Here is an 11,291-nt window from a genome sequence, read left to right as displayed (position 1 = left end):
ACCTGCCTGATGTTGTGCGCCGCGCAGATATCGTCGTTGCTGCCGTTGGCCGCCCCGAGATGATCCCGGGCGATTGGATCAAGGAAGGTGCCACGGTCATCGATGTGGGCATCAACCGAATTGAACGGGACGGCAAGAACAAGCTGGTCGGAGACGTAGATTACGCCAGCGCGGCCGAACGCGCCGGAGCGATCACACCCGTGCCCGGTGGCGTCGGACCGATGACCATTGCCTGCCTGCTGGCCAACACACTGACCGCCTGCTGCCGCGCCAATGCCTTGCCAGAGCCCGAAGGCCTGACAGCTTGATCTCAGGGAAAATAAATTTGAACAAATGGACCGAAGAGCAAACGCTTTTTGGTCCATTTGCTTTCTGAAGATTGAATTAAGTTTCAAGGGCCGGGTTTGAATGTCCGGTAAATTGGTGATAAGTAAGCTTTTCCAGCCGGTTACGAGAGATTGGTGAAAGCCGTGTGGTGTTGGGCTGGAACCTGTAGTCTTGTTTGTTGAGTATGTATGACCGAAGTGCCCAGACCAATTCTGGCCGAATTCACGTTACGCCGAGTGATTGCAGGCGTTGGTTTCCCGCCTTTGTTGGCCAGTGCGTTCCAGCCTTTTCCGGCCATCTACCTGACCTATCCCCAGCGGCTTGTTTTCTGGATCGGTGTACTGGGATTGGCCCTGTGCGTGACCTGGATCGTCAGACGCGTGAGCCGGAAATTTTTCGCAGAAGCCCATTTCAGCTGGCGTGACATTGCGCTGGTTTTCTTCATTCTGGTTCTGTTCGTGCCATCTATGTGGCTTATGTCATATCTGCTGTTCTCTGTCGGGGGGCAACAGGCGCCGGATGTTCTGGCGGTGGCCCCTTATGGTGCCCTGTTTGCAACCGGGCTGGTCCTGGTGCGCGGGTATAGTCACGTTGATGAGCCGGTGCAGGATCAGATCGCGCCACCCTCGCCACGCCTGACCAAGCGTTTGCCAGAGTCGTTTTCCGGTCAGATCTATCGACTGACAGTCCGCGACCATGCGGTTGATGTGGTGACTTCAGCGGGGACATTCACCATCCGATCCCGTCTGACTGATGCGATCGCCGAGATGGAACCGGTACCCGGCCACTGTACGCATCGTTCCCATTGGGTGGCAGACGATGCCATTGTCGGGGTTGAAAAGCTGGACGGAAAAACCTTCTTGCGTCTGAAGAACACCGATCTGGTTCCGATCAGCCGAAAATACAAACCGGGGCTAGAGCTAGACGGCCTTATCTAAGCCACTCTATCTGGGCATAGGAATGACCCGAGGATGCGATCCGGTGAGTATGGCTATGGCCTGACCATCCATCAAAGCGTCCAATGTATGATCCGAACTGCGTAACCCGCCAGTATATGTGCCGTAGGCCGGTAGGATCAGCCGCGTCTTGTCCACCAAAAAGGCGGGCCGGGTGATGGTTCGACCCCGCGCGTTCAGACGCGCTTTGGGGTGGTAGTGGCCTGACACCTCGGCTTGCGCTGGTGCCTGCGCGATATGGCGGAAAGTCAGCGGGGCAATCTTACACTCGGACAGATGCGTACCGCCCAGATCAATCGGACCGGGGTCGTGATTACCCTCGATCCAGATCCAGCGCCGACCAGCCTGCAGGGCCGTGATATCACGCTGTTCTTCCGCTTGCATTGCGGCCGAAGCTTTCAGATCGTCGAAGCTGTCGCCCAGGCAGATCACGGTGGCAGGATTGGTTCTGGCAATATCCACAGCCAGCCGGTTCAGGGTTTCTTGACTGTCATAAGGCGGCAGACTCGGGCCGCCCCGCCGAGCGATGCGCTCAGACTTGCCCAGATGCAGGTCGGATACGCACAGCAATTGCTGATCCGGCCACCACAAGGCCCCAGATCCCAATGCCTTCAGGGTCTGTCCCGCAAAAGAAATCGCCACTTCGTTCATGATGCGTTCTTTGCGTGTTTCACCTCCGGACGCAAGCCGTATCAATCAGGTGTTAACCCCGCCGCCTTCAACAGACGTGCGCTTTCTTCTGCCAATAGCCGTTCTTCGGCCGCGCCCTTGACCGGAACCTTGCCGACCTCAAGAAACAAAGGGGCGGCAAGAGGCGATACGCGATCCAGCCGCAGCAGATCAATACGGTCTCCGATCCGGGCGATCATCGCTTCGATCCGCCCGAAATCCACCAGCCCTCGCATGGCCTCTTCGCGGGTGATCTGCATCAACAAATGATCCGGGTCGTATTTCAACAAGGTGTCATAAAGGATATCCGACGAGAACGTCGCCTGACGACCGCTTTTGCGCTGACCGCCCATGTTCCGTTCGATCAGCCCAGCAATCGTGGCCGAGGCGCGAAAGGTCCGTTTCATCACGGCATTTCCGGCCAACCAAGTCTCAAGCCCGTCACGCAGGGCATCCAGTTGAAACAGGGGCCGCGGGTCGGTCACTGCATCCAGCCCCCAGATTAGTGTGGCATAATCGGTTGCGACAAAACCCAGCGGGGCGAGCCCGGTTTCCTCCATACGTTTGGTCAGCAATAGGCCCAGCGTCTGCTGTGCGTTGCGGCCAGCGAAACCGTAGACGCACAGATTCTCGCGCCCGTCATTCGGAAAGCTTTCGATCAGCAGCCGGTCGCGTTGAGGCAGGCGAGACATGTCGCGCTGCAGAGACAGCCAGTCGGCAGTGTGTTTAGGCAGTTGCGGCCAATCCGGCTGGGCAAACATCCGCAGAATCCGGTCGCTTAACTGCGTCGAGGTGGCGAATTTCGTGCCCGCAAAAACAGCAACTTTTGGTTTTCTGTCCGCACGGCGGCTGACCTCAACCACCATCTCGCGCAGGCCCTCATAGCGGACAATCTGCCCCCCGATCAGAAAGGTATCTCCGGGCGTTAGCGAGGCGGCAAAGGCCTCTTCCACTTCACCCAGCGGTTTGCCTCCGCGGTTGCGTTTCAAACGTACCTTCAGCGTGTCGGTGTCCTGAATGGTACCCAAGTTCATGCGGATACGCTGCGCTGCGCGCGGGTCGCGCAGCTGCATTTGTCTGTCTGCGCGCTGTTGCAAGCGCTGCCAGCGATCATAGGCGCGTAGGGCGTAGCCTCCGGTCGCGCAGAATTCCAGACAGGCGTCGAATTCATCGCGTGACAGATGCGCGTATGGCCCCGCTGTGGTCATTTCCATAAAAAGCGCGCTGGCGTCGAACGGGCCTGCCGAAGCCGCTATCAAGATATGCTGGCATAGCACATCGCGGGGGCCAGAGCCGCGCGGTTCACCGTCCAGATCATGCGCTCTGGCGGCCTCAAGTGCCGCGACGCATTCCACCACCTCAAAGCGGTTGGCAGGTACCAGCAGGGCCTTGGAGGGCGCGTTGTAGCGGTGGTTTGCTCGCCCGATCCGTTGCACCAGTCGTTTGACATTTTTAGGCGCACCAATTTGGATCACAAGGTCCACGTCACCCCAATCGATGCCAAGGTCCAGGCTGCCGGTACATACTATGGCGCGCAGGTCGCCCCGCACCATGGCGGCCTCGACCCGCTCGCGTTGCTGCCGGTCCAGACTGCCGTGGTGAATGCCGATGGGCAGGCCGTCATCGTTGGCAAGCCACAGATTGTGAAAGAAAATCTCGGCCTGTGCGCGGGTGTTGTGGAAAATCAGCGTCATCTTATGTTGCTTGATCTGCTCGAGCACCGCCGGGATCGAATAAGCAGCGCCACCACCGGACCAGGGGGGCATTTCCTGCGTTTCCAGCATGCGGATATCCGGATCAGGTCCGGGGTCGGCCTGCACAATCTGACAAGGGTCCGGGTGCCGGGCCAGAAAGCGCGCGATGGCCTGCGGGTCCTCGACCGTAGCTGAAAGACCGACCCGGCGCAGGTCAGGGCACAGGGTTTGCAGCCGCGCCAAGGCCAGCATCAGCTGATCTCCTCGCTTGCTTTCGGCCAATGCGTGGATTTCGTCGACAATCACTCGTTGCACCCCCGCAAACATCCGAGGCGCGTCCTCGTATGAGGTCAGCAGGGCCAAGCTTTCAGGGGTGGTCAGCAAAATATGGGGTGGGTCTACACGCTGCCGCTTTTTCTGCGTGGCCGAGGTGTCGCCGGTGCGGTCTTCGATCCGAATGGGTAGGCCGATCTCATCTGCAGGGCCGCGCAGGTTGCGGCGGATATCAGCGGCCAGTGCCTTGAGCGGAGACACATAAATCGTGTGCAACCCCTCATGCGTGCCATCTGCAAGTTCCGCCAATGTCGGCAAAAACCCGGCCATTGTCTTACCGCCCCCGGTCGGCGCGATCAACAACGTGGCCGGGTCCAAGGCCCGGTTGAACATATCGTATTGATGGGGGTGAATGGACCAGCCCTTGGCGGCAAACCAAGATGCGATCCGGTCGGGAATCTGCGTCATACGCGCAGATTACCCGGCCCTTTACCGAAATGGCACGGCGTTATTTGACGATAGTCTCGTCCTTGACGAACATGTTGGACCATGCGCGGTCGATCAGGTCAGGGCTCATCTGATAAGGGATGCCCTCAAACTCGCAGATCGAGATCATCTGGTCGATCAGGAAGATCGGCTGATAATTCGCATAGATATTGTTGATGGTCGGGTATTTAACCTTCAACAGATGGACCAGAGCAGCCTCGTCAAGCGGCATGCCGCGTTTGCGCGCCACCATGGCAAAGATTTTCAGGAAGTTCTCCTGGTTCGGGCCGTCGATCTTGATCTTGAAGAAGATCCGGCGCAGGGCCGCTTGGTCGAAGATTTCATTCGGGTGGAAGTTGGTCGAGAAGATGACCAGCGTGTCGAAGGGAACTTCGAACTTTTCACCCGACTGCAGGCCAAGGATATCCTTGTTCTCTTCCAGCGGAACAATCCAACGGTTAATCAGGGCCTGCGGTGGTTCCTGCTGACGGCCAAGGTCGTCCACGATGAAGATACCGCCGGTCGATTTCAACTGCAAAGGGGCCTGATAGGTTCGCGCTGTGGGGTTATAAACCAGATCCAGCATACCCAGCGTCAATTCACCACCTGTAACCACGGTTGGACGTTCGCACTGAACATAGCGTGTGTCGAACCGTTTGCGGCGGCGCAGGCTGTTGGGATCGTCTGGCTCCTGTTCAATCGCAGTATGAACGATCGGGTCATAAACCGTAATCACCTGACCGGCATATTCGATGGCGAAAGGCACATAGACATTATCGCCCAGTGCATCGCGAATCCCGTTTGAAATCGAGGATTTACCGTTGCCCGGAGGGCCATACATCAGGACCGAGCGACCGGCGCTGACCGCCGGGCCCAATTGATCCAGCAGGCTGTCGGGCAGAACCAAGTGGCCCATTGCGCCAATCAGCTGGTCGCGGGTCACCTGAATGTTGCGGATCGACTGGCGTTTCACCTGTTCGCGGTAGACGTCCAGCGGTACGGGCATGGCGCCAAAATATTCTGACTGACTCAACGCGTCCAGTGCGCGGGCCTTGCCGGCATCAGTCAGCTGATAACCCATCTCATTGCCGCTGTTGGCATTCAGGGTGCCGGTGGCCTCGATCAGCTTTTGCTCGCGGGCCATGTCGATCAGTTCCTGCGTGACGGAGCCCGGCAGACAAATCGCCACGGCGATCTCGGATACGGTGTCTACATTCTTGCGAAAGATCGTTTTCAACATGATGTCGCGCATCATGACGATGGGCAGTCTCATTTCGCCCAAACCCTTTGGGGCAGGGGGGGCCATTACCGAAGTTGTCTGCATATTCATGAGCGTCGCCCGTCTATCCAGTATTCACGCCAATGGCCCCAAAAAGGGCCGCTTAGGGGAAATCTGGCCCGGCTTTGTGGCAGTACCAAGGCGGCGACAAGGCGCGTTAATGATAGTTTACGAGCCGTAAACAGTGCCTAAGATCAGGTAAATAGCCAGGCTGCCACCAAGAGGCAGGCCCATTGGAAAGTGCTTCTTCCTGTTCCAGCTTTCCCAATTTGGCGCAACGTTGCGCAACGCTGTATACATGGCCAATCGATGTGTGACAAAGGCAGCAAGCGTGGTGGCTGCCAGAATAAACATCACCAGAACCCAATCCCCAGACCAGACAAAAGGTGAGGCGGCGGCCATGAACTTGGCATCCCCGGCACCCAAAACGCCAGCGGCATTAAACAGAATGCCCAAAATCAGCACGGTCACAATATGCAGCAAGTGCCAGACGTAAGGGGGAAGTGTCACCGAGAACGACCAGATCGTTAGTGAGGTCCACTGGGTGGACCACGGGGGCAGCACAAACAACCCGACAATGGCGAAAATGACGGCCAGCGCAACAACGGCGTGGTTCTTGATCAGCATGTCCCGCAAGTCTGTGAACGCCACGTAAAAGCAGATCGGCAGAACAAACGGAAGAAACCACAGCGCAGCAAACGCGGGAATACTCATCAATCAGGCATCCTCAAGCGCGCGCAGCGAGCGGACAGCCTCGTCAAAATGCTGTGGATGGGTGGCGATGGCTTCGCGGAACAGGTTTTTGGCTGTCGCCACATCCCCTTGCTTGACAGCAGAGATACCCATCGTGTTCAGCAGCCTGGCGCGTTCCACCTGTGTCATGGGAACAACCGGCAGGCTGTAATTTCCTTGCGCAGCTCGGGCCAGAACCAGATTGTTCTTGGCGGTGAACAGGGATTTGTCCTGACGGATCGCCTCCGTAAACAGGCGTTCGGCTTCGGCAAACTGGCCGCGTGTCAGCTTGGAATAACCCCAATTGTTCATGACACCACCGGGGCGCGTGGTCAGGCCGACCGCGGTTTCATAAAAGTGGTCTGCGCGTTTCCAATCCTGTTTGGAGTCTGCGACCACCGCTTCAAGCCGATACCGTTTGAAGGTTTCATAAGTGGGTGGAATGGTATCCAGAACCGATCTGGCCTGCCCCCAATTGCCGGCGCGGACAAGCGCGTCAGCATATTCGAGCTTGTCGACGTTTCCGGCACCTTTCATCGTCGTCACCTTTTTCCAGGCGGCGACGGCTTCGGTCGACCGTTTCGCACGAGACAAGGAAATCGCCAGTCCCCGCTGCAGGTCGATCCGACCCGGATTTTTGGCGGCGGCGCCTTGAAAGTAGGTGACCGCCTCATTTGGATCGGCGGCGGTCAGCAAGACCTCGTTCAGGTTGGTCTCGTCAATGACGTTGACCTCCTGATAGGTACGCTCGACCTTTTCTTCCTCGGTTTCTTTTTCGCAGGCAGAAAGGATCAGCCCGCACATCACGATTGGCGCAATCAAGAATTGTTGGCGCATTTTTGCGTCCCTTACTGCTCTTGCCTGTTTTACGGGAGCTTGCGCAGCTTGAATTGCCCGTCGCCTTGCTGCTCCAACGTATATTCTTGTTCTTCTGCCGTAGTATTAACAGGATTTTCCATTTTTGCGAGCGCTAAGCGCAGATTGTCCCGGATTGCGTCACTTTCGCCATTGTCCAGCGCAAAGGCCCGCTTGAAAACCTGCGCGGCCTCGGGATATTCGCCCTTTTCGACCAGCACCACGCCTAGATTGTTCCAAGCAACTGGCCAGTCAGGATTGTCCTTGACGGCCCGTCGCAGTAGGGTTTCGGCCTGTCCTAGACGCCTGAGTCCCAGATTGGCCGTGCCCATCGCCGTCAGGATTTGTGTTGTCATCCCCTGATCCAATGCGGCGCGGGCAAAAGAATCCAGCGCCAGCTCGTATTCCCCGGCGGCCATCAACCGGTTTCCCACCGTAATTTCGTCCGCCCTTTGACCTTTAGGGTCAATTCCGGGGACGTCCAGATCATCTGACGACCCTGTCTCAGTGCAAGAGGCCACCACGGCGATCACCATGGCGGCCTTTAGCATGTGGCGTATACCGTCGTGGATGCGCCTGAAGCCTACTAAATTTGGGTTATTAATTACCCGCCGCAAAATCAGCGATTCCTTTTGCCGAAGGTCCGACCAGAATAACCAGCAAAGGCGGCACCGTCAGGATCATTGTGGCAAGAGTCATCTTGGTTGGCAACTTGTTCGCGGCTTCTTCGGCGCGCATGACCCGTTTGTCGCGCATTTCGCCAGCGTAGACCCGAAGCGCTTCGGCGATCGAGGTGCCGAACGTCGCGGACTGGATCATGACGGTCACGAATGAGCTGACATCTTGCACGCCGCAGCGGGTTCCGAAGTCACGCAAAACCGTGTCCTTGTCCTTACCTGCCTTCAATTCATAAGCGACAATTTCGAACTCTTGCGCGATATCGGGGTAGGAGGCCTTCATCTCACGCGCAACCCGTACAATGGCTTGATCCAGAGATTGTCCGGCCTCGACGCAGACCAGCATAAGGTCCAGCGTATCGGGAAAACCGGCGACAATTGCTTCATTACGTTCGGCAACACGCCGGGTGATCCAGTAGCGCGGCAGAAAATATCCTGCACCTGCCGGAATCAGAACTCTAAGAGCCATCTGTTGACCGGTGAATTCCTGGCCGCCCGACAGTACGGTAACCAACATGACGCCGACCAGAATACCGATAATACCCAGCGCAAATTGTGCAAAGTGGAAGAAACGCACAGAATCCTTTGAATGATATCCGGCTTGCCGCAGCTTTAGCTGCATTGCCGACAGTTCGGCTTCGTTTTGCGGCTCAAGGAATGTTGCGAACTTTTCAAGCTGCTCGTTGCGGCTGGTGTTGCGAAGCTTGTCCTTTTTGGATTTCTTATCGTGTTTTGGTGCGGCAGTGGATTTTTGCAGCTTTTTCAGAGGGTCCTCTGGTTGGTTCAACATCAGAGTAACAGCGATTAAGATCATCGCCAGACCCAAAACGCCGATCACGATAAGTGGACCGAATTCGCCAAGGTACTGTTTGATCAGGTCGTTGATTGGGGCCAGAACTTCCATTGCAATTCCCTCAGACCTTGATGTTGGTAAGAACGCGCATCACGATCAGGTTCAGCGTCAGCATGATGCCCACGAAGAAACAGGCCGGGATGAACAGGGGATGATCAACCACGTCGTCATAGTAATTGGGATCTGTCACCATGATGAACAGCAGGCAGAAAAGGGGAAACCCTGACAGAAACTTGCCGGACCATTTTGCCTCGGCGGTGATCGCCTTTACACGCCGGAACAGGCGGAAACGGGCGCGGATCACCTTAGCCAGACCAGCCAGAATTTCAGCAAGGTTACCGCCTGACTGTTGTTGGATACCCACGGCCACCGCCAGAAAGCGAAGGTCCTGCATGTCCAGACGTTCAGCCAGATCACTCAGCGCCTCACCCACGTCCCGGCCATAGGCGCATTCGTCGGCAATGACACCGAACTCGGTTCCCAGTGGGTCCTGTACTTCGTTTGCGACAATCTGAATGGACGACACAAATGGGTTGCCCACGCGCAGGGATCGGACCATCAATTCAACCGCGTCAGGCAGTTGCTCTTCCATCATGCCCATGCGTTTACCGGCCTTCCGGCTTACCCAGGTGTAGACACCGCCAACACCGATAAAGACCGACAATGCCACCCGCAGAACCATTTCCGTTGCGGTGCCGACGCTCAGGCCGACGAAAGCAAAGCCTGACAAAAGGATCATGACCATGATCAGTTGTTTCGGGGTGAAGGCAATAGCTGCCTTCTGCGCTTTGTCAGCCAACAGCGAATAGAGCGGGATGCTCTGCGTTTTCATATGCTGCTGCATTTCCTTGCGCAGCTGTTCCAGCACTTGTTCCCGCCCGACACCTTTGTCGAGCATATCCAGACGCCGGTTTACACGGCTGTTCAGGCTGATGGATTTGCCGAAAGCCACCAGATAGATGCCTTCGACTAGGGCGAACACCGCGACGAAGATCACGACATAGATGAGCGCCTCAACAGGCAGTTGCATTGCCAGATCTCCTACATATTCGTTGGTTCATAGACCGAAGCGGGCAGGTCAAAGCCCCACAGGCGGAAGCGCTCAGAATAGTGACTGCGTACGCCGGTCGCTGTGAAGTGACCGATGATTTTGTTGTCCGGTGTTAGTCCAACGCGTTGAAATTTAAAGATTTCCTGCATTGAGATCACATCGCCTTCCATGCCCGTAATCTCGGTGATTGAAGTCATCCGACGCGAACCATCCTGCAAACGGCTGGCCTGGACGATCAGGTTAACAGCTGACGAAATCTGGCTTCGGACCGCTTTGATTGGCATTTCGATACCGGCCATCGCGATCATGTTTTCCAGGCGCGAAATCCCGTCGCGCGCCGAGTTGGCGTGGATCGTGGTCATCGAACCGTCGTGGCCGGTGTTCATGGCCTGCAACATGTCAATCACCTCGGCGCCACGCGTCTCACCCACGATAATGCGGTCGGGACGCATACGCAGGGCGTTTTTCAGACAGTCGCGCGGGCTGACCTCGCCTTTGCCTTCGACGTTGGGCGGACGGCTTTCCATCCGACCCACATGGGTCTGTTGTAGCTGAAGTTCCGCCGTATCCTCGATTGTCAGGATGCGTTCTGCGTCATCGATGAAACTGGACAAGGCGTTCAGCGTGGTGGTTTTACCCGAACCCGTACCACCTGAAACGATGATGTTCAGACGGGTTGACACGGCGGCCTGAAGATAAGCGGCCATTTCTTCGGTAAAGGCACCGAAATTCACCAGGTCATCGATGCCCAGCTTGTCTTTTTTGAACTTACGAATTGAGACCAGCGATCCATCCACCGCAATCGGCGGCACCATCGCATTAAAACGCGAACCATCAGCCAAGCGAGCGTCAACGTAAGGGTTGGATTCATCGACACGACGTCCCACAGCGGACACGATCTTGTCGATGATCCGCATCAGGTGCTTTTCGTCTTTAAAGGTGATGTCGCTGATTTCCAGCCTACCGTCGCGTTCCACAAAGATCTGTTGCGGACCGTTGACCAGAATATCGTTGACGGTATCGTCCTGCAGCAAGGTCTCAAGCGGGCCAAGACCCGTCACTTCGTCATACAGTTCCTTGTTCAACTGCGAGCGGTCCTCGCGGTTCAGAACAATGTTCCGGGTTTCCAAAATTTCGCTGACAATCGAGCTGATTTCCGCGCGCAATTCGGATTCGCCTGCATTTTCGAGCGCCGCTAGGTTCAGGTTTTCCAACAGTTCGCGATGCAGTTCGATCTTGATCTCGCCAAGGCGTTCCTTGCGCTTGCGATCGCGATCTCCGGCCACCGGTTCGGCCGCCTTTTTCTGCACGGGCCGTCGAGCGACGGCATTAGCTGTGGGCTTTTTTTCCGCAACAGGTTCAGGTGTCGCGGCCGGAGTTTGAACCGGCTGCGCTTCGGGCTGTTTCTTGTAACGTGAAAACACGGCGGCTCTCTCCCT

General features: G+C 56.7%; 10 protein-coding genes and 1 pseudogene. 2 read left to right on the top strand and 9 right to left on the bottom strand.

Annotated features, from left to right (window positions below; translation table 11 throughout):
• Nucleotides 1-308 (top strand): annotated as a pseudogene (locus ACR0AL_RS19880) (bifunctional methylenetetrahydrofolate dehydrogenase/methenyltetrahydrofolate cyclohydrolase); the annotation flags it as partial.
• Nucleotides 309-515: 207 nt separating this feature from the next.
• Nucleotides 516-1,265, top strand: a complete 750-nt coding sequence (locus ACR0AL_RS19875) for a LytTR family DNA-binding domain-containing protein (protein WP_480664383.1) — start codon at nucleotides 516-518, stop codon at nucleotides 1,263-1,265.
• Between the two features lie 6 nt (nucleotides 1,266-1,271).
• Here ACR0AL_RS19875 and pdeM read toward each other — a convergent pair whose 3' ends face one another.
• The 9 genes from pdeM to ACR0AL_RS19830 form a co-directional block, all read right to left on the bottom strand.
• On the bottom strand, nucleotides 1,272-1,934 hold the full coding sequence (gene pdeM, locus ACR0AL_RS19870) for a ligase-associated DNA damage response endonuclease PdeM (protein ID WP_480664381.1): 663 nt from the start codon (nucleotides 1,932-1,934) through the stop codon (nucleotides 1,272-1,274).
• A 41-nt stretch (nucleotides 1,935-1,975) separates the two neighbouring features.
• Nucleotides 1,976-4,387, bottom strand: a complete 2,412-nt coding sequence (locus ACR0AL_RS19865) for a ligase-associated DNA damage response DEXH box helicase (RefSeq protein WP_480664379.1) — start codon at nucleotides 4,385-4,387, stop codon at nucleotides 1,976-1,978.
• Between the two features lie 40 nt (nucleotides 4,388-4,427).
• A complete protein-coding gene (locus ACR0AL_RS19860) occupies nucleotides 4,428-5,735 on the bottom strand; it encodes a P-loop NTPase family protein (protein WP_170351466.1) in 1,308 nt (435 codons plus the stop codon).
• 117 nt (nucleotides 5,736-5,852) lie between these two features.
• Entirely contained in the window at nucleotides 5,853-6,398 is a 546-nt protein-coding gene (locus ACR0AL_RS19855) for a prepilin peptidase (protein WP_170414273.1), read from the bottom strand.
• Nucleotides 6,399-6,401: 3 nt separating this feature from the next.
• Nucleotides 6,402-7,253: a tetratricopeptide repeat protein gene (locus tag ACR0AL_RS19850; RefSeq protein ID WP_170362504.1), complete on the bottom strand. Its 852-nt coding sequence runs from the start codon at nucleotides 7,251-7,253 to the stop codon at nucleotides 6,402-6,404.
• Between the two features lie 29 nt (nucleotides 7,254-7,282).
• The gene (locus ACR0AL_RS19845; protein WP_480664377.1) at nucleotides 7,283-7,822 is read right to left on the bottom strand and encodes a tetratricopeptide repeat protein; all 540 of its coding nucleotides are present in this window, start codon (nucleotides 7,820-7,822) and stop codon (nucleotides 7,283-7,285) included.
• Nucleotides 7,823-7,871: 49 nt separating this feature from the next.
• Entirely contained in the window at nucleotides 7,872-8,852 is a 981-nt protein-coding gene (locus ACR0AL_RS19840; RefSeq protein ID WP_170398949.1) for a type II secretion system F family protein, read from the bottom strand.
• Nucleotides 8,853-8,862: 10 nt separating this feature from the next.
• Nucleotides 8,863-9,831 (bottom strand): type II secretion system F family protein, encoded by a 969-nt coding sequence (locus ACR0AL_RS19835; protein ID WP_170351459.1) that lies wholly within the window; start codon nucleotides 9,829-9,831, stop codon nucleotides 8,863-8,865.
• Between the two features lie 11 nt (nucleotides 9,832-9,842).
• Nucleotides 9,843-11,276, bottom strand: a complete 1,434-nt coding sequence (locus ACR0AL_RS19830; RefSeq protein ID WP_170351457.1) for a TadA family conjugal transfer-associated ATPase — start codon at nucleotides 11,274-11,276, stop codon at nucleotides 9,843-9,845.
• Nucleotides 11,277-11,291 lie beyond the last annotated feature (15 nt).

The organism is Ruegeria sp. BB1 (genome assembly GCF_056539465.1).
Note: the sequence above shows the minus strand (reverse complement) of the source record. Positions and strands in the feature narration are given on the sequence as shown.

Bases quoted from the DNA above. Each gene is read 5' to 3' on its own strand.
- ACR0AL_RS19840 (WP_170398949.1), bottom strand. From the start codon at position 8,852: ATGGAAGTTCTGGCCCCAATCAACGACCTGATCAAACAGTACCTTGGC.
- ACR0AL_RS19850 (WP_170362504.1), bottom strand. From the start codon at position 7,253: ATGCGCCAACAATTCTTGATTGCGCCAATCGTGATGTGCGGGCTGATC.
- ACR0AL_RS19860 (WP_170351466.1), bottom strand. From the start codon at position 5,735: ATGAATATGCAGACAACTTCGGTAATGGCCCCCCCTGCCCCAAAGGGT.
- ACR0AL_RS19855 (WP_170414273.1), bottom strand. From the start codon at position 6,398: ATGAGTATTCCCGCGTTTGCTGCGCTGTGGTTTCTTCCGTTTGTTCTG.
- pdeM (WP_480664381.1), bottom strand. From the start codon at position 1,934: ATGAACGAAGTGGCGATTTCTTTTGCGGGACAGACCCTGAAGGCATTG.
- ACR0AL_RS19845 (WP_480664377.1), bottom strand. From the start codon at position 7,822: ATGCTAAAGGCCGCCATGGTGATCGCCGTGGTGGCCTCTTGCACTGAG.
- ACR0AL_RS19875 (WP_480664383.1), top strand. From the start codon at position 516: ATGACCGAAGTGCCCAGACCAATTCTGGCCGAATTCACGTTACGCCGA.
- ACR0AL_RS19865 (WP_480664379.1), bottom strand. From the start codon at position 4,387: ATGACGCAGATTCCCGACCGGATCGCATCTTGGTTTGCCGCCAAGGGC.
- ACR0AL_RS19835 (WP_170351459.1), bottom strand. From the start codon at position 9,831: ATGCAACTGCCTGTTGAGGCGCTCATCTATGTCGTGATCTTCGTCGCG.